Origin of the sequence: Sphingomonas sp. (assembly GCF_965200135.1) — a bacterium.
In the GTDB taxonomy this organism is placed as follows: domain Bacteria; phylum Pseudomonadota; class Alphaproteobacteria; order Sphingomonadales; family Sphingomonadaceae; genus Sphingomonas.
On the sequence record NZ_CBDATK010000001.1, the window covers coordinates 1 to 17,535 of the forward strand.

At 68.9% G+C, this 17,535-nt stretch carries 18 protein-coding genes; 9 read left to right on the plus strand and 9 right to left on the minus strand.

All coding sequences use genetic code 11. The features are described from left to right. The coding region (locus tag ACOFKS_RS00005; RefSeq protein ID WP_419807196.1) for a phosphate acyltransferase at positions 1-1,827 on the plus strand (1,827 nt) is incomplete at its 5' end. A 29-nt stretch (positions 1,828-1,856) separates the two neighbouring features. Further along, positions 1,857-2,774 (plus strand): DUF808 domain-containing protein, encoded by a 918-nt coding sequence (locus ACOFKS_RS00010; protein ID WP_419807197.1) that lies wholly within the window; start codon positions 1,857-1,859, stop codon positions 2,772-2,774. A gap of 19 nt (positions 2,775-2,793) precedes the next feature. On the opposite strand, the gene ACOFKS_RS00015 is transcribed toward ACOFKS_RS00010, so the two are convergent. Together ACOFKS_RS00015 and ACOFKS_RS00020 are read right to left on the minus strand one after the other, a co-directional pair. Beyond that, positions 2,794-3,582: an SDR family oxidoreductase gene (locus ACOFKS_RS00015; RefSeq protein ID WP_419807198.1), complete on the minus strand. Its 789-nt coding sequence runs from the start codon at positions 3,580-3,582 to the stop codon at positions 2,794-2,796. A gap of 8 nt (positions 3,583-3,590) precedes the next feature. Beyond that, the gene (locus tag ACOFKS_RS00020; protein ID WP_419807199.1) at positions 3,591-4,736 is read right to left on the minus strand and encodes an acyl-CoA dehydrogenase family protein; all 1,146 of its coding nucleotides are present in this window, start codon (positions 4,734-4,736) and stop codon (positions 3,591-3,593) included. A gap of 116 nt (positions 4,737-4,852) precedes the next feature. Here ACOFKS_RS00020 and ACOFKS_RS00025 point away from each other — a divergent pair, with 116 nt between their 5' ends. From ACOFKS_RS00025 to ACOFKS_RS00035, 3 genes are all read left to right on the plus strand, one after another. Further along, positions 4,853-5,680 (plus strand): SDR family NAD(P)-dependent oxidoreductase, encoded by an 828-nt coding sequence (locus ACOFKS_RS00025; RefSeq protein WP_419807200.1) that lies wholly within the window; start codon positions 4,853-4,855, stop codon positions 5,678-5,680. After that, complete coding sequence (locus tag ACOFKS_RS00030) at positions 5,677-7,122, plus strand: MFS transporter (RefSeq protein ID WP_419807201.1); 1,446 nt, start codon at positions 5,677-5,679, stop codon at positions 7,120-7,122. The genes ACOFKS_RS00025 and ACOFKS_RS00030 overlap by 4 nt, the downstream gene beginning before the upstream one ends. A gap of 244 nt (positions 7,123-7,366) precedes the next feature. Continuing rightward, a complete protein-coding gene (locus ACOFKS_RS00035) occupies positions 7,367-7,813 on the plus strand; it encodes a CHAP domain-containing protein (protein WP_419807202.1) in 447 nt (148 codons plus the stop codon). 251 nt (positions 7,814-8,064) lie between these two features. Here the strand turns inward: ACOFKS_RS00035 and msrB are convergent, their stop codons facing one another. The 4 genes from msrB to ACOFKS_RS00055 all read right to left on the minus strand — a co-directional run bounded on the left by msrB (position 8,065) and on the right by ACOFKS_RS00055 (position 12,070). Then, positions 8,065-8,556: a peptide-methionine (R)-S-oxide reductase MsrB gene (gene msrB / locus ACOFKS_RS00040; RefSeq protein ID WP_419807203.1), complete on the minus strand. Its 492-nt coding sequence runs from the start codon at positions 8,554-8,556 to the stop codon at positions 8,065-8,067. 77 nt (positions 8,557-8,633) lie between these two features. Beyond that, a complete protein-coding gene (locus ACOFKS_RS00045) occupies positions 8,634-9,875 on the minus strand; it encodes a cytochrome P450 (protein ID WP_419807204.1) in 1,242 nt (413 codons plus the stop codon). A gap of 33 nt (positions 9,876-9,908) precedes the next feature. Next, positions 9,909-11,168, minus strand: coding sequence for an ABC transporter permease (locus tag ACOFKS_RS00050; protein WP_419807205.1), 1,260 nt, complete (start codon positions 11,166-11,168; stop codon positions 9,909-9,911). Then, positions 11,165-12,070, minus strand: a complete 906-nt coding sequence (locus ACOFKS_RS00055; protein WP_419807206.1) for an ABC transporter ATP-binding protein — start codon at positions 12,068-12,070, stop codon at positions 11,165-11,167. The genes ACOFKS_RS00050 and ACOFKS_RS00055 overlap by 4 nt, the downstream gene beginning before the upstream one ends. Before the next feature lie 46 nt (positions 12,071-12,116). On the opposite strand from ACOFKS_RS00055, the gene queG reads away from it, so the two are divergent. Both queG and ACOFKS_RS00065 read left to right on the plus strand, forming a co-directional pair. Continuing rightward, positions 12,117-13,268, plus strand: coding sequence for a tRNA epoxyqueuosine(34) reductase QueG (queG, locus tag ACOFKS_RS00060; protein ID WP_419807207.1), 1,152 nt, complete (start codon positions 12,117-12,119; stop codon positions 13,266-13,268). A 12-nt stretch (positions 13,269-13,280) separates the two neighbouring features. After that, entirely contained in the window at positions 13,281-13,427 is a 147-nt protein-coding gene (locus ACOFKS_RS00065) for a lmo0937 family membrane protein (RefSeq protein ID WP_419807208.1), read from the plus strand. 4 nt (positions 13,428-13,431) lie between these two features. Here the strand turns inward: ACOFKS_RS00065 and ACOFKS_RS00070 are convergent, their stop codons facing one another. Beyond that, positions 13,432-13,800: a hypothetical protein gene (locus ACOFKS_RS00070; protein ID WP_419807209.1), complete on the minus strand. Its 369-nt coding sequence runs from the start codon at positions 13,798-13,800 to the stop codon at positions 13,432-13,434. Between the two features lie 82 nt (positions 13,801-13,882). Between ACOFKS_RS00070 and ACOFKS_RS00075 the strand changes: the two genes are divergently transcribed. After that, entirely contained in the window at positions 13,883-14,872 is a 990-nt protein-coding gene (locus ACOFKS_RS00075; protein WP_419807287.1) for an adenosine kinase, read from the plus strand. A 73-nt stretch (positions 14,873-14,945) separates the two neighbouring features. Further along, the gene (locus ACOFKS_RS00080) at positions 14,946-15,362 is read left to right on the plus strand and encodes a hypothetical protein (RefSeq protein WP_419807210.1); all 417 of its coding nucleotides are present in this window, start codon (positions 14,946-14,948) and stop codon (positions 15,360-15,362) included. A 48-nt stretch (positions 15,363-15,410) separates the two neighbouring features. Here the strand turns inward: ACOFKS_RS00080 and ACOFKS_RS00085 are convergent, their stop codons facing one another. Together ACOFKS_RS00085 and ACOFKS_RS00090 are read right to left on the minus strand one after the other, a co-directional pair. Further along, the gene (locus ACOFKS_RS00085) at positions 15,411-16,961 is read right to left on the minus strand and encodes an amino acid permease (protein WP_419807211.1); all 1,551 of its coding nucleotides are present in this window, start codon (positions 16,959-16,961) and stop codon (positions 15,411-15,413) included. 84 nt (positions 16,962-17,045) lie between these two features. Then, entirely contained in the window at positions 17,046-17,423 is a 378-nt protein-coding gene (locus tag ACOFKS_RS00090; protein ID WP_419807212.1) for a histidine triad nucleotide-binding protein, read from the minus strand. Positions 17,424-17,535: the final 112 nt, after the last annotated feature.

Genomic DNA, 17,535 nt, shown 5'->3' on the forward strand with positions numbered 1-17,535 from the left:
AAGGCGCCTGAATGCTTCATCATCGAGCAGACCTTGCGCGAGCGGATGAACATCCCCGTCTTCCACGACGACCAGCACGGCACCGCCATCATCACCGCCGCCGGCCTCATCAACGCCTGCCTGCTGACCGGGCGGCGGCTGGACGAGATCAGGGTGGTGGTGAACGGCGCGGGGGCAGCGGCGATCGCCTGCACCGAACTCATCAAGGCGATGGGCGTGCGCGGCGATCACGTCATCCTGTGTGACCGCAAGGGCGTGATCTATCGCGGCCGCGAGGACGTGAACCAGTGGCAGTCGGCGCACGCCGCCGCCACCGACGCGCGCGATCTGACGCAGGCGCTGGTCGGGGCGGACGTGTTCCTGGGCCTGTCGGCGGCGGGCGCGCTGCAGCCCGAAATGGTCAAGGACATGGCCAAGGCGCCGATCATCTTCGCGATGGCGAACCCGGAGCCGGAGATCCGGCCCGAACTCGCCAAGGCGGCGCGGCCCGACGCGATCGTCGCCACCGGCCGGTCGGATTATCCGAACCAGGTCAACAACGTGTTGGGCTTCCCCTTCATCTTTCGCGGCGCGCTGGACGTGCGGGCGACCGGCATCAACGACCAGATGAAAATCGCCGCCGCGACCGCGATCGCCGAGCTGGCGCGCGAGCGGGTGCCGGAGGAAGTGGCGGTCGCCTATGGCGTGCGTCATGTCTTCGGCCCGGAATACATCATCCCCGCGCCGTTCGACCCCCGGCTGATGGAGGTGGTGCCCGCCGCCGTCGCCAAGGCGGCGATGGACTCCGGCGTCGCGACCAAGCCGATCCTCGACCTCGCCGCCTATCGCCAGTCGCTGCGCGCGCGGCTCAACCCGACCACCTCGGTGCTCAGCCTCGCCTATGAGGGCGCGCGCGCGCACCCCAAGCGCGTGCTGTTCGCGGAGGGCGAGGAGGAAGTGGTGCTGCGCGCCGCGATCGCGTTTCAGGAGGGCGGCTACGGCACGCCGGTGCTGGTCGGGCGCGAGGAGGTCTATGACAACCTCCGCGCGCTGGGCGTCGATCCCGCCGACTACGAGCTGCACAACAGCCGCACCTCGGCGCTGGTGCCGCGCATGGTCGACTTCCTGTACGAGCGGCTCCAGCGGCGCGGCTATCTGCGGCGCGACGCCGAGCGGATGATCAATCAGGACCGCAACATCTTCGGCGCCGTGCTGCTCCAGCTGGGCGAAGCGGACGCGATGATTACCGGCGTCACGCGCACCTGGGCGCAGTCGATGCGCGAGATCAAGCGTGTGATCGACGCGGAGCCGGGGCGGACCCCGTTCGGCATCCACATCCTGGTCGGGCAGAGCCATACCGTCTTCATCGCCGACACCACCGTCAACGAGCGACCGACGGCGGAGGAACTCGCCGACATCGCCGAACAGACCGCCGCCGTCGCGCGCCGGATGGGGCATGAACCGCGCGTCGCGTTTCTGAGCTATTCCACCTTCGGCAACCCGGCGGGTAATTGGCTGGAGGGCGTCCGCGCCGCCGTCGGCGTGCTCGACGGGCGGCAGGTCGGCTTCGAATATGAGGGCGAGATGGCGCCCGACGTGGCGCTCAACCCCAAGCAGCTCGCGAATTACCCCTTCGCGCGGCTGTCGGGGCCGGCCAACATCCTGGTGATGCCGGGGCTGCAATCGGCGAATATCTCCGCCAAACTGCTCCGCGAACTGGGCGGCGACGACATGATCGGCCCGATGCTGATCGGCCTGGAGAAGCCGGTGCAGATCGCGCCGATGACCGCCACGGCGAGCGAGCTGGTAACGCTGGCCGTGCTCGCGGCCGGCGGGATCGCGCGATGACCGCGCTCGGGCGCCCAGGGAAAAGCTGAGTGCCGGGTGGTCTGCTCGCCTTGCTGGACGACGTGGCGGCGCTGGCGCGGCTGGCGGCGGCGTCCGTCGACGACGTCGCCGCCGCGGCGGGTCGCGCCGGTGCCAAGACCGCCGGCGTCGTCATCGACGATGCGGCGGTGACGCCGGGCTATGTCGTCGGCTTGCCGCCGGAGCGCGAACTGCCGATCATCTTCCGGATCGCGGTGGGGTCGCTGCGGAACAAGCTGATCTTCATCCTGCCGGTCGCGCTGCTGCTGAGCGCGTTCGCACCGTGGGCGCTGACGCCGCTGCTGATGATCGGTGGCGTCTATCTGAGTTTCGAGGGCGCCGAGAAGATCCTGGCCGCCTTTCACCGTAGTGAGGAGGCCGCGCCGGTCGCGGCGATCGGTTCGCCGCAGGAGCTGGAGGAACGCCAGGTCGGCGGCGCGATCCGCACCGACTTCATCCTGTCCGCCGAGATCATGGTCATCACGCTGAACGAGCTCGGGCGCGAGTCGATCGGCGTGCAGGCGATGGTGCTGGCGCTGGTCGGCTTCCTCGTGACCGTTGCGGTCTACGGCGTCGTCGGCGTGCTCGTGAAGATCGACGACATCGGCCTGAACCTGTCCCTTCGGGGCGGTGGAGCGGCCCGCCTGGGGCGTGGCCTCGTGCGGGCGATGCCGGTGCTCCTGAAAACACTGGCGTTGGTCGGCACCGCGGCGATGCTGTGGGTCGGTGGCGGCATCCTGATCCACGGCGCCGCCGCCTTCGGCTGGACGGCACCCGAGCACCTCGTTCACGGCCTGTCGCACGGGGTCGCGGGCGACAACGGCGCGGTCGTCTGGGCGATCACCGCGATCTGCTCGGCGATCGTGGGTTTGGTCGTCGGCGCGATCGTCGCGGGCCTCCTGCATCTGCGCCCGGCAAAGCCGCATTGAGACCGGGCGCCGTCCCGGCTCACCCCTCGATGCTGGTCCCCACCGCCGCGTTGACCAGACCGCCGTCGACCACGATCGTGTCGCCGACCACATAGTCGCCCGCGCGGCTGGCGAGGAAGATCGCCGCGCCGGCCATGTCCTCGTCGACGCCGATCCGCTTCGCCGGGATGCCCTGTGCGACCGAGTCGCCGTGATCGCGTGCGGCACGGTTCATCTCGCTGGCGAAGGCGCCGGGCGCGATCGAGGTGACGTTGATCGAGTCCTGGATCAGCCGCGCGGCCATCCGCTTGGTGAGATAGATCAGCGCCGATTTGGAGGCGTGATAGCTGTAGGTCTCCCACGGATTGAGGCGCAGGCCGTCGATCGAGGTGATGTTGATGACCTTGCCCGGCCGCTCGTGCGACGCACCGGCCTTCAGCGCCTCGTGAAGTGCCTGGGTGAGGAAGAAGGGCGACTTGACGTTCAGGTCCATGACCTTGTCCCACCCTTTTTCAGGGAATTCCTCGAACGGTACGCCCCACGCCGCGCCGGCGTTGTTGACGAGAATGTCGAGCTTCGATTCATGCTCGGCGAACTGCGCGGCGAGCGCCTTGCAGCCGGCGACGGTCGACACGTCCTGCGGCAGTGCGATGCAGTTCGGGCCGAGTTCGGCCACCGTCTCCTCGCAGGCGGCGGCCTTGCGCGACGAGATGTAGACCTTGGCGCCCTGCGCGATGAAGCCGGCGGCGATCATCTTGCCGATCCCGCGCGACCCGCCGGTGATGAGCGCGACGCGACCGTCGAGGCGGAACAGGTTGGTGGTGTCCATGGTCTCTCCTATCCGCCGCGCTTCAACGTCTCGCGGGCGATGATGATCTGCTGGATCTGGCTGGTGCCTTCGTAGATGCGGAACAGCCGGACGTCGCGATAGAGCCGTTCGATGCCGTAATCGGCGATGTAGCCCGCGCCGCCATAGATCTGCACCGCGCGATCGGCGACGCGGCCGACCATCTCGCTGGCGAAGTATTTCGCGGCGGCGCTTTCCAGCACCACGTCCTCGCCGCGATCCTTTTTGTCGGCGGTTTCCAGCACCAGCGCGCGGGCGGCGAGCGCTTCGGTCTTGGCGTCGGCGAGCATGCCCTGGATCAGCTGATGCTCGGCGATCGGCTTGCCGAATTGCTTGCGGTCGGAAGCATAGGCGACGCAGTCGGCGATCAGCCGCTCGGCGACGCCGACGCACACCGCCGAGATGTGCAGTCGCCCGCGGTCGAGCACGCGCATCGCGATCTTGAAGCCCTCGCCGGGCTGGCCGAGCATATTCGCGGCGGGCACGGGCACATCGTCGAAATTGACGTCCGCGACCTTGGCGCCCTTTTGCCCCATCTTCTTCTCGGGCTCGCCGATCGTGATGCCGGGCAGGTCGCGCGGCACCAGGAAGGCGGAGACGCCGCGCCCGCCCGGCTCTTCGCCGGTGCGCGCCATGACGGTGAACAGGTCCGCCTTGTCGGCGTTGGTGATGTAGCGCTTCGTCCCCGACAGTCGATAAACGTCACCGTCATGCACGGCGCGCGTCTTCACGCTGCCGGAGTCGGAGCCGACGTCGGGCTCGGTCAGCGCGAAGCTGGTCACCACTTCGCCGGATGCGATGCGGGGTAGCCACTGCGTCTTTTGCTCGGGCGTCCCGGCCATCACCAGACCCTGGCTGCCGATCCCGACATTGGTGCCGAAGGTCGAGCGGAAGGCCGGGGTGGTGCGGCCCATCTCGATCGCGACGCGGCATTCCTCCGTCATGGTCAGGCCGAGGCCGCCATGCTCCTCCGCGATCGACAGGCCGAACAGGCCCATCTCCTTCATCTCCGCGACGACGGCGTCGGGGATGGCATCGTTCGCCTCGACATCGGCCTCCAGCGGGCGGAGCCGCTCGGCGACGAAGCGCCGGACGGTGTCGATCAGCTGGGCGAAGGTTTCCGGGTCGAGCGCCATGGCGCGTTGGTAAGCGGCCGTCCCGCCGCCCGCAAGCGAGCAAACCCGTTTTTCCAACCGCGCGCCGGTTGACCGGGTGCGGCACCATACTATGCTTTCGGACAAAGGAGAGAGCGATGCGGTTCGAGGGCAAGCGCGCGGTGGTTACCGGCGCGGCGTCGGGGATCGGCCGCGCGACCGCGCTGCGGCTCGCCGACGAGGGCGCGACCGTGCTGGTCGGCGACATCGACGAGGTGGGCGGGCAGGCGCTGGCCGACATTTCCGGCGGACGGATCGCCTTTCGGCACACCGACGTGACCGACGCGGCGCAGATCGAGGCGCTGATCGCGGCGGCGGGCGAGGGCGGCGGGCTGGACCTGCTCGTCAACAATGCCGGCGCGGGCGGCGCGCGCGCGACGATCGACGAGATCGCGGCCGAGGACTGGGACCGCACGTACGCGTTGCTGCTCCGCTCCGTCGCCATGGGCATGCGGTACGCCGCGCCGCTGATGGCGGCGCGCGGCGGCGGCGCGATCGTCAACATCTCGTCGATCTCGGCGCTGGGCTCCGGCTATGCGCCGATCGCCTATTCGACCGCCAAGGCGGGTGTGATGCACCTGTCGCGCGTCGGGGCGGCGGAACTGGCGCAGCATGGCATCCGCGTCAACGCGGTGCTGCCGGGCTTCATCGTCACCAACATCTTCACCAGCGCGGTCGGCGTCGCCGACGAGCATCGCGAGACGGTCAAGGGCATGATCGCCGGCAACGCCGCGGTCGCGCAGCCGGTCAAGCGTGCCGGCCGGCCGGAGGACATCGCAGCCGCCGTCGCGTTCCTGCTCAGCGAGGATGCGAGCTTCGTTACCGGCACGCACCTGTTGGTCGACGGCGGCATGCTGGTCGGCACCCGCGCGAGCTGGGACCCCACCGCGCCGTCGATGCTGAGCGCGCTGGAGCAATTCCGGTGAGCGTCGCCCTGTCGACCCCGCCGCAGCGGCGGCTGAGCGGCGGCATCATGTCGGCCTATGGCCTCGGCTCGATCGCCTATGGCGTGAAGGATCAGGGGTTCGGCACCTTCCTGCTCCTGTTCTACAATCTCGTGCTCGGCGTGCCGGCCGCGACGGTCGGGTTCGTCGTGATGTGCGCGCTGGTGCTCGACGCCTTTATCGATCCCGCCGTCGGCTTCCTATCCGACCGGACGCGCAGCCGCTGGGGGCGGCGTCACCCATGGATGTACGGGTCGGCGGTGCCGATCGCGGTCGGGTACACCGCCTTGTGGTCGCCGCCCGCGTCGCTCGGCGAGACCGGGCTGCTGGTGTGGCTGTTCGTCTGCGCGGTGATCGTGCGGACGGCGGTCAGTTGCTACGAGGTGCCGTCGGTGGCGCTGACGCCCGAGCTGTCGAGCGATTACGACGAACGGACGCGGATCATGGCGTACCGCTATCTGTTCGGCTGGGCCGGCGGGCTGGGCATGATGCTGGCGGCGTATCTGTCGATCCTCGCGCCCGTGCCGGCGGCGGCGCCGCGCGCGGCGTTCGCGACCTTCGGCATGGTCGGCGCGATCGTGATCGCGGTGGCGATTCTGGTGTCGGCGGCGGGAACGCATCGCGAGATCCCCAACCTGCCCAAGCCGCCCGCGATCACCGGCACGCTGCGCGAGAGCTTCGCCGAGCTGTTCGAGTCGATCCGCAACCGCGCGTTCGCGATCCTGATGATGGCGGGGCTGTGCGCCTATACGATCCAGGGGATCGGCTATGCGCTGTCCAACTATTTCTACGCGTTCGTGTGGATGCTGCACGGCGTCCAGCTGGTCTATCTGATCTTCGCGCTGATGCTCGGCGCGGCGACGGCCTTCGTGATCGCGCCCCGTGTCGCGCGCGGTGGCAGCAAGGCGGGCTGGGCGGTCGCGTTCGGGCTGGGCGCGGCGACGGTGCAGACCGCGCCGTTCTGGCTGCGGCTGGCGGGGCTGTTCCCCGTGCCGGGAACGCCCGCCTTCTTCCCGCTCTATTTCGTGGTGGTCGCGGTCGGCACCGCGTGCAGCGTGGCGGGCTTCATCCTGGGCGCGTCGATGATGGCCGACGTGGTGGAGGATTCGGAGGCCAAGACCGGGCGTCGGTCGGAAGGCGTGTTCTTCGCGGGTTCGTTCTTCGTCCAGAAATGCACGAGTGGGATCGGCATCTTCCTCGCCAGCATCATCCTTGCGATCGCCGACTTTCCGGTCGGGGCGAAGCCGGGAACGGTGGACGTGGCGACGATCGATCGGCTGACGATCGTCTACGCGTCGGTCTATGTCGGGCTCGCGCTGATCGGTGCGTTCTTCTTCAGCCGCTTTCCGTTCGGCCGCGCCGAGCACGAGGCGCGGCTGGGCAAGCTGGCCGGCGCGCCGGTGGTGGACGCCGGCCCGCATTGATCCCATCGATTCGCTGCCATCGATCCGCTCACCGCTGACCCGAAACGGTTCATCGGGGAGTCAGGAAGGGCGTTCGCCGCACCGCACAACTCGTCGGAGTTGGTAAACGGCTCAACGCCAATGTCTTGGTGACGTGACCATGCGCCCGTAGCGAAGGCTCAACAGCAGCCTTTTGAGCCGGGGGGTTCAAGTGCAAGTATCTCGTTTTACAGCGCGTTTCGCGCTGGTGGTGTCGTGCGCCCTGATGACGTCCGCACCGGCGTCGGCCCAGTTCTGGCAGTGCGTCACCTATGCCCGCTCGATCTCGGGCATCCAGATTCGTGGCAACGCGAACACCTGGTGGGGTCAGGCCGCCGGCCGTTATGCGCGCGGACACACGCCCAAGGTCGGCGCGGTGCTGGCGTTCGAGGCGACGCGGAAGATGCGCGTCGGCCATGTCGCGACCGTGTCGGAAGTCGTCAGCGACCGCGAGGTTCTGCTAGACCACGCCAACTGGACCCGCCGCGGCGGCGTCGAGCATGGCGCCCGCGCGATCGACGTGTCGGCCGCGGGCGACTGGAGCGAGGTGCGCGTCCAGTACGGCCGGGCGATGGGCACGTCGAGCTACCCGACCAGGGGCTTCATCTATTCAGACGGTGCGGAAGTGACGCCGACGCTGGTCGCCGCCACCGGCCACGTCCCGCAGGGCTGAGCAATCCTCGCGGGTCTTGATGCTGGCAAATCGCTGGCGTCGCAGTTCCGATACTTCGTAGTGCCAGCCATCCCGTCGCCCCGGCCTTGAGCCGGGGTTCCGCTGCTTATTTTTCCGTCAGAGGACGCGGGATTCCGGCTCAAGGGCGGGATGACGAAGGAGGGTCAGGTCCGGCGTGGGAAAGCTGCGCCGTCGATCCTCGCCGGGGCGAAGTCTCCCGCGCCCTGGCATCCCCGCTCACCGATCGCCGATCACGCGCGCGCCGGCGCGAAGGTCATCGCGATGCCGTTCATGCAATAGCGCTTGCCGGTCGGTTTCGGCCCGTCGTCGAACACATGCCCCAGATGCCCGCCGCAGCGGTGACAATGGACCTCGGTGCGCTCCTGAAACAGGCTGCTGTCGGTCTTGGTCGCGACACCGCCGGACAGCGGCGCCCAGAAACTGGGCCAGCCTGTGCCGCTGTCGAATTTAGTGCGGCTCGCGAAGACCGGCTGCGCGCAGCCCTTGCAGTGGAAGGTGCCGGCGCGATGTTCGTTGTTGAGCGGGCTGGTGAAGGGCGTCTCGGTGCTCTCATGACGCAGCACCGCCCAGGCCTGAGCGCCGAGCTTCTGCTTCCACGCCGCGTCCGACATCGTCACCGCGAACCGCTCGGGCGGCGCCGCGGCCGCCCCGCCGCAACCGCCGAGAACGGCGCCGACCGCGCCAAGCACGCTCCAACCCAGCAACTCACGACGATCGACCATGACCCTACTCCATCACGCTTACGCCAAGGTAGGTACGATCGGCACCCTAATGAAGACGCGATACCGACTAAGTCACGTCAATAGCGGGTGATCTCGACCGGCAGCTTGCGATAGCCATGGACGAAGCAGGCGGCGACGCGGGTGGGCTCGCCGACGACGTTCACCCGCATGCGACGCTTCGCCATCTCTTCCAAAAGGATGCCGATCTGCATCTCCGCCAGCCGGGCGCCGACGCAGCGGTGGATGCCGTGCCCGAAGGCGAGGTGGCGGCGGGCGTTGGGCCGATCGACGCGCAGGATGTCGGCGTCGTCACCGAACACGCTCTCGTCGCGATTGGCGGAGATGTACCACAGCGCCAGCTTGTCGCCCGCCTTGATCTGCTGTCCCATCAGCTCGGCGTCGGCGGTCGCGGTGCGGCGCATGTGCGCGAGCGGCGTCTGCCAGCGGATGATCTCCTGCGTCGTATTGCCGATCAGCGACGGATCGGCCTCCAGCTTGGCGCGCTCCTCCGGAAACAGGTCCAGGCCATAGGCGAGCGCCGACATCGAATTGCGCGTCGTGTCGTTGCCGCCGACGATCAGCAGGATCAGATTGCCGATGAACTCGAAGTGATCCATCTCTGCCATCGCGTCCGAATGGATCATCATCGAGATCAGGTCCGGCGTCTGCGGCTTGCCGACCTTCGCGTTCCACAGGTTTTGGAAATAGGCGCCGCATTCATACATGTACTGGAGCCGCTGTTTGCGCGACTCCTCGTCCTTGACGATCTCGATATCGCCGGCCCAATCGGACCAGAAGGTCAGCTTGCGCCGGTCCTCCCACGGGAAGTCGAACAGGATCGCGAGCATCTGCGTCGTCAGCTCGACCGATACCGTGTCGACCCAGTCGAACTCCTTGTTCCATTCGAGGCTGTCGAGGATTTCGCCGGTCCGTTGGCGGATGTCGGTGGCCATCCGCTGCATTTCGGATGGCGCGAAGGCGGGGGCGACGGTGCGGCGCTGGCCGGTATGGACCGGGCGGTCGCGCGCGATGAACATCGGCATCCGCACGTCGTTGTCAGGCATGAAGTCGGCGATCGTGATGCCGCCCGCTTCGGACGAATACAGGTCGGGGAGCGACTCGACCTCGACGATCGGCTTGTAGGTCGAGACCGACCAATAGGGGCCGAAGCTGCTCTTCTCGCAATAATGGACGGGCGCTTCGGCGCGCAGGCGCTTGAACGGCGCGGGCCAGGTATCGTCGCGATACAACTCGGCCCGGCTGACGTCGAGCGGATCGACCGGGGCGGTCGGGGCGGTATCGGGCGCGAGGGTGGCCATGGCGGGGACTCTCCTTTTGGCTAGGAGAATGCCCTAACTTACACCAGTGTCAATAGCCCGTCGGCGCCGCCGCGCCATCCGCCATCGGGGCTTGGCGCTGCCCGATTGCAGCACGCCGCGCCGGAACAGGCGAGCGCCGACCGCGATGAAGATGACGACCCACAACGCCTGCCACGCCAGCGCGGCGGCGTGCGGCCACAAGGTCGGGCTGTTCGCGGCACGGCCGGCCATCGCGAAGGGGGAGGAGAGCGGAAACATCTCCGCGAACTGCGCCAGCCCGCTGCCCGGACGCGACGCCGCGGCGGTGGAGAGCGCGAACATGCCGACCTGCAGCACCGTGATCGGCAAGGACAGCATCTGGATTTCGCGCATCGTCGTCGCCTGCGCGCCGACGCCCAGGAACACGGAGCCGAGCAGCAGATACGCCATCGCGAAATAGGCGCAGAACAGCAGCGCGAAGGTCGGCCCGCCGACCGCCGGGGCGATCTCCGACAGACCGGCGGCAAATCCCGCCGGCATCAATGCGCCGATCTGGCCCACGACGGCCGCCCAGAACCCGACGAACAGCACCGCGACGCCGAACATCCCGACCAGCTTGCCCCCGAACACCGCCTCCAGCGGCACCGCGGCGGCGAGCACTTCGATCACCTTGTTGTTGCGCTCCTCCGCCATCGTGCCGACGACCTGGCCGGCGAGGAACAGCGTCAGGAAGAAGATGCCGAACACCGCCAGGAAAGCGGACTGGTTGCGGCCGCCGGTAGACGCGCGCGCGCGGGCGGTCTCGACCTTGATCGCGTCGACGCGGGGCATCGTGCCGCCGAGCTGCTGCGCCGCCAGCGTGGTCTGCGCGAGCAGCTCGAGATAGCGCGCGGCACGATCGGCGCGAGGCCCATAGAGGATGTGCGGGCGATCCAGCGGGCCGAACAGCACGGCGGCGGCGTCATAGTCGTGCGCCGCGAACGCCGCGCGCGCCTGCGCCGCCGGGTCGGCACCGGCGCGCAGCGTCATCAGCTCCGCCGGCGCTTCCTCGCGCTCGCGGAACGCGCCGCGAAGGCGGGTGTCGGCCTCCGCCATCGGTCGCGCGAGCGGGTCGGGGACGATGGCGACGACGCGGCTGCGTTCGATCGACCCGGAGGCGGCGGACTGTGCGCCCAGCCCGCCGATCGCGCCGAACGAGCCCATGATGACCGGGGCGAAGAGGAAGAGGAGGAAGATCGGGGTGAACACCGTCGCCACGAAATCGCGGCGGGCGATCGTCAGCATCTGGCGCAGGAAGCGGCGGGACTTGCTCATGCGCCGGCTTCCCCGACGATGCGGACGAAGGCGTCGTGGAGGCCCGGCCGTTCGATCTGCAACCCGGCGATGCCGTGATCGGCCGCGATCAGCCGGGCGAGCAGCGTTTCGATCCCCTCCGCCGGCATCTGGAACCGCCAGCCGTCGCCGTCGCGGACCGCATCGGCGGGCAGCAGCGGCGCCGCGGCGTCGGCACGGTCGCGCGGCGTGTAGCGGACGCGCTCGGGCAGGGTGGCGCGCGCCTCGGCGACGGTGCCCTCGAACCGCCGCTTGCCACCGGCGATGATCGCCAGCCGGTCGCACAACCGCTCGGCATGGGCCATGACGTGGGTGGAGAAGAGCACGGTCGCGCCACGATCGCGCTCGCCGACGATCAGCCGCTCCAGCCGCTCCTGGTTGACCGGGTCGAGGCCGGAAAATGGTTCGTCGAGGACCAGCAGGTCGGGCTGATGCACGACCGAGCCGAGCAGCTGGACGAGTTGCGCCATGCCCTTCGACAGCTTGCGGATCTTGGTGTCGACCGCGTGGCCCAGCCCCGCCGCCTCCAGCAGCGTCACCGCCCGTGCGCGGCCGGTGCGCCACGGCAGGCCCCGCAAAGCCCCCATAAAGGCGATCGCCTCGCGCGCCTTCATCGCGGGATACAGGCCGCGCTCTTCGGGCAGGTAGCCGACGCGGTCGCCCGCGTCGCGCGGGTGCGCGGTGTCGAACAGGCGGCGGGTGCCCCCGTCGGGTTCGATGATGCCGAGCAGGATACGCAGCGTCGTCGTCTTGCCCGCGCCGTTGGGGCCGAGCACGCCATAGATGCTGCCGCGTGGCACGGCCAGATCGACGCCGCGCACCACCTCCCGGTCACCATAGCGTTTGACGATGTGGTCGGCGCAGACGGCCAAGTCGTTGTTCACGCGCGCACTCTACCCTGATCGAAGGCCGGCGTGGTAGCGGGTGGGCGTGGCGGCTGACAACCTTCAACATCGCATCAAGGCGCAGGCGGCGACGTTGGGCTTCGCGGCATGCGGGATAGCCCCGGCCGACGCGGCGCCGCGTTCGGGCGAGCGGCTACGGCAGTGGTTGGCCGAAGGGTGTCACGGTGACATGATCTGGATGGAGGGCCGCGCCGATCAGCGCGCCTCGCCGGCGGGGCTGTGGCCGGAGGTGCGGAGCGTCATCGCGTTGGGGATGAGCTATGCGCCCGCTGCCGATCCGCTGCGGCTGGCGGGCGAAGGAGGCGTGGGCCGCATCTCCGTCTATGCGCAGGGCGGCGATTATCACGATGTGGTCAAGCGCCAGTTGAAGGCGCTGGGCCGCTGGCTGGCGACCGAGGCGGGCTGCGACCTCAAGGTCTTCGTCGATACCGCGCCGGTGATGGAGAAGCCGCTGGCGGAGGCGGCGGGGCTGGGGTGGCAGGGCAAGCACACCAATCTGGTCAGCCGCACCGAGGGAAGCTGGCTGTTCCTCGGCGCGATCTATACGACGCTGGCGCTCACCCCCGACGCGCCGGGGCCGGCGGCGTGCGGGTCGTGCGATGCCTGTCAGCGGGCGTGTCCGACGGACGCCTTTCCGGCGCCGTATCGGCTCGATGCGCGGCGGTGCATCTCCTACCTGACGATCGAACATGCCGGGCCGATACCCTCCGAGTTCCGGCGAGCGATCGGCAATCGCATCTATGGCTGCGACGATTGCCTGGCGGTGTGTCCGTGGAATAAGTTTGCCGCCGCCGCGCAGGCGCAGATCGCGTTCCAGCCGCGCGCGGAGCTGACCGCGCCGGCGCTGGCCGATCTGCTCCGGCTGGACGATGCGGGGTTTCGGCAGGTATTCTCGGGATCGCCGATCAAGCGGATCGGGCGCGATCGCTTCGTTCGCAATTGCCTGATCGCGGCGGGGAACGGCGGCGATGTCGCGCTGGTCGCGCCGGTGCGGGGGTTGCTGGACGATCCGGCGGCGGTGGTGCGCGGGGCGGCCATCTGGGCGCTCGGTCGGCTTGATCCGGCGGGCCTCGACGCGGCGCGATGGCGGGCGGCGGGCGAGATCGACGCCGGGGTGCTGGCGGAATGGAACGGTAGCGACACGATCGGCGTTACCCCTGCACCTCAACCCGCTTGAAAGGCCGCTGCCATGCTGTGGACCGTCGTCGTCATCCTACTCGTGCTCTGGCTGCTCGGGTTCGCGGTCCACATTGGTGGTTCGCTGATCCACCTGCTGCTCGTCGTGGCGCTGGTGGTCGGTCTGATCCAGCTGTTTACCGGCCGGCGCGCGGTCTAGCGGGTCAGCGGGCGGCGTCGCGGCGGCTCAGTGCCGCGACGCAGCTGGCGCGGTCGATGGGGCTGCCGTCGGGCTGGCGCGCATCGAGATAGGTGACGCGGGCGGACTCGGTTCCTTTGGGATAGAGATAGGCGTCGAGGACGCAGATCGGCCCCTGGAACTGGAGCTTGCGCGCGGTGCCTTCGCGGACCTCCGCATCGGGTTGCCCGAACAGGCGGACGAGCGCGGTGGCGTCCTGGCCGATGACGCGCTCCAGCCCGATCGCCGTATAGTTCACCACCGGCGCGATGGCGACCGACGCAGGGTGGGGCATGCCGGTGGCGCACGCGGTCAGCGCCAGGGCCGTGGCGGCCGTCAGCAGGGTCGGTTTCATGGGCTTGCGACTATCGCGCCCGCGCCGACGCGGCTAGAGGCCCGGCTTTCGCCATCCGGAGTTCAGCTTGACCCAGCCCCCTCTGAACGCACCGCGCTACGACGTGGTCGCGATCGGCAATGCCATCGTTGACATTCTCGCCCCCGCCGACGACGGCTTCATCGCCGCCAACGGCATGACCAAGGGCCAGATGGCGCTGGTCTTCTCGCCAGAGGAAGCGGACGCGCTCTATGCCAAGATGGGGCCGGGGCAGACAGTGTCTGGCGGCTCGGCGGCGAATACGGTCGCTGGCATGGCGATGCTGGGGTCCGACTGCGCCTTTATCGGCCAGGTCGCCGACGACGATCTGGGGGCGACGTTCGCGAGCGACATCCGGACCGGTGGCATCCGCTTCGATGTCGAGGCGCGAGCGGGGCAGCCGACCACGGGGCGATGCATGATCTTCGTCACGCCCGATGGGCAGCGAACGATGAACACGTTTCTGGGGGCGTCGCATTACCTACCGGCGGCCGCGCTGGACCGGGCGCTGATCGCGGACGCGGCCTATCTGTATATCGAGGGCTATCTTTGGGACCCGGAGGAGCCGCGCGCGGCGATGCGCGCGGCGATCGCGGTGGCGAAGGAAGCGGGGCGCAAGGTGGCGTTCACCACCTCCGCCGAGTTCGTCATCGACCGCCACCGGGCGGATTTCCTCCAGCTGATCGCGGACGGACAGATCGACCTGCTGTTCGCCAACGAGTCCGAGTTGATGGCGCTGACCGAGACGGCCGACGTCGAGGCGGCGGTCGCGGCGGTGGCGGACCAGGTCGAGACGCTGGTGGTTACGCTTGCCGAGCGGGGTGCGATGGCGCTGCGCGGTGGCGAGCGGGTGACGGTCGCCGCCGAGCCGGTCGATCAGGTGGTCGACACCACGGGCGCGGGTGACCTGTTCGCGGCGGGCTTTCTGCACGGCCAGACGCATGGTCACGATCTGGCCGCGAGCCTGAAGCTGGGCGCGATCTGTGCCGCCGAGGTGATCGGTCATGTCGGCGCGCGGCCGATGGCCGACCTGAAGCTGCTGACCGGCGGCTGAACGATCGCGCCGGCGGCGGTTCGGATCGGCGGGTCCGGGCGTTGGAAGGTTTCCAACAGAGGAGCCTTCGCCGATGAAGTCCGCAATCGTCATAGCCGTTCTTGGCACCGTGCTCGCCGGACCCGCGGCCGCCCAGTATCGCGGGCCGCTGACCATGGTCTGCCACCCGCTGCTGCGCGGCGTAACGATGGACGCGCCGACCAAATACGAGGTGCTGGGTCGCAGCCTGTATTCGCAGTCGGAGGTCGGGCGGACGCTGTTGTCGAGCGAGGGGGTACAGGTGCCGCTCGGTCGCTTCGTCCAGCGCGGGGTGACGACGCGGACCTTCGCCAGCCACACCCGCAACAGCTCGCTCATCACGCGGCGGGTCTATTGGCAGACCGGCACCGGGCCGCGGCGGCTTCGCTTTTCGGAGCGCTATGATTTCCAGCGTCAGCGGATCACCTCGACCGGCACGACCGGCGACAACTGCAACGCCCGCGCCCGCTGAGCTAGACGGCCCCTCCCGCCCGGTGATCGGGCGGGAGGGGCCGTGTCGTCAATGCGCGACGGGGGGCGCCTCGCCGTCGACATCGATGCCCCGCCCCAGATAGCTCGCCTTCTTCCCATAGACGAAATAGGTCACGAGCCCGATCAGCGCCCAGCCGATGAAGACGATGATCGCCTGATACGGCAGGTTCACGAACAGGAAGATGCAGCCGACGATGGTCAAAGGCCCGACTATCGCGAGCAGCGGCGTGCGGAACGAGCGTGGGGCGTTCGGATTGGTGCGGCGCAGGATCATCACGCAGATCGCCACCATCATGAAGGCGTAGAGCGTGCCCGCGTTCGCCCAGTCGGCGAGCTGGCCGACCGGGAAGAAGGCCGCGCCGATCGCGACCACGACGCCCGTCATCATCGTCACGATGTGCGGCGTCTTCCAGCGCGGATGCACCGTCGACAGCCGTTCCGGCAACAGGCCGTCGCGCGCCATCACGAAGAAGATGCGGGTCTGGCCATACATCAGGATCAGGATCACCGAGGGCAGCGCGAAGCCGGCGGCATAGCCCAGCATGTTGCCGACCTTGGACCAGCCGATCTGACGCAGCACGTGCGCCAGCGCCTCGTTCGAGCAGACCAGCGGCAGCTGATCGGCGGCATAGGTGGCGCACTGGCGCGCCAGCTCTTCGGAGCCGGTCGGGAAGGGGACGCCGTTCGGCCCCATGATCGGCTGCCCGCCGACGGTGCCGATCGCACCGGCGGCGACGAGGATATAGAAGATGGTGCAGAACAGCAGCGATCCGATCAGCCCGATCGGCACGTTGCGCTGCGGGTTCTTGGTCTCCTCCGCCGCGGTCGAGACCGCGTCGAAGCCGACATAGGCGAAGAAGATCGTCGCCGCCGCCCCGACCGCGCCGACGCCGGTGCCGATGCCGCCGAACACGCCGGCCGGCAGGAAGGGATTGAACTTCGCGGCGCTGAACTGATCGGACGGCAGCGTCAGGAAGATGAAGACGGTGAGCGCGGTCACCTTGATCGCGACCAGCACCGCGTTGACGCGCGCGCTCTCGGTGGTGCCGATCATCAGCAGCCAGGTGATCGCACCGGCGATCAGCACGGCCGGCAGGTTGATGAACCCGCCCGGCGCGCCACCCAGCGCCAGCGGCGCGCTGGCGAGCCACGGCGGCAGCTGGATGCCGAGCGTATGATCGAGGAAGGTGCCGGTGATGTAGCCCGACCAGCCGACGCAGACCGCCGACGCGGCGACGGCGTATTCCAGCACCAGCGCCCAGCCGACCGTCCAGGCGAGCAGCTCGCCCATTGACGCATAGGTGTAGGTATAGGCAGACCCCGCGACCGGGATCATCGCCGCGATTTCCGCATAGCAGAGCGCCGCGACGATGCAGATCGCGCCCGCGATCGCGAACGCCAGCATCAGGCCGGGTCCGGCCTTTTGCGCGCCGGCGGCGGTCAGCACGAAGATGCCGGTGCCGATCACGCAGCCGATGCCGAACAGCGTCAGCTGGAACGCGCCGAGCGTCCGATGGAGCGACTTGCGCTCGGCGGTCGCCAGGATCGATTCCAGCGATTTCACCCGTCCGAAGATCATGCACGCTCCCTTTTGTAGAAAATGCGGGCGTGTTCCGCCCGTCGAACGGGGAAGCCTAGCGACAGAACGTCTCCGCGCAATAGACTATCGCGCCAGCATCGGCCCGAGCGGCGCCCCGCCGAACAGGTGGACGTGGAGGTGCGGCACTTCCTGCCCGCTATCCGGCCCGGTATTGGCGAGCAGGCGGTAGCCGGGCTCGACCAGCCCGTGCGTGCGCGCGACGGTGCCGATCGCGCGGACGAAGCCGGCGATCTCCTCGGCGGAAGCGCGCGTGCTGAAATCGTCCCACGAGACATAGGCGCCGCGCGGGATGACCAGGATGTGGGTCGGCGCCTGCGGGGCGATGTCGTGGAACGCGATCGCCCACTCGTCCTCGTAGACGCGGCGCGAGGGGATCTCGTCGCGGAGCACGCGGGCGAAGATGTTGCTCGGATCGTAAGGCTGGGTGGCGTCGATGGGCATAGGCGACGTGTAGCGTGGTGCGCGGCGCGCGCCAGTGGCGGCGCTGCCGTTGAGGATGGCGCGCGTACGGGACGGGGTTCGCAGGACAGCGGTTCTGTCGCGCCCGGTCAGC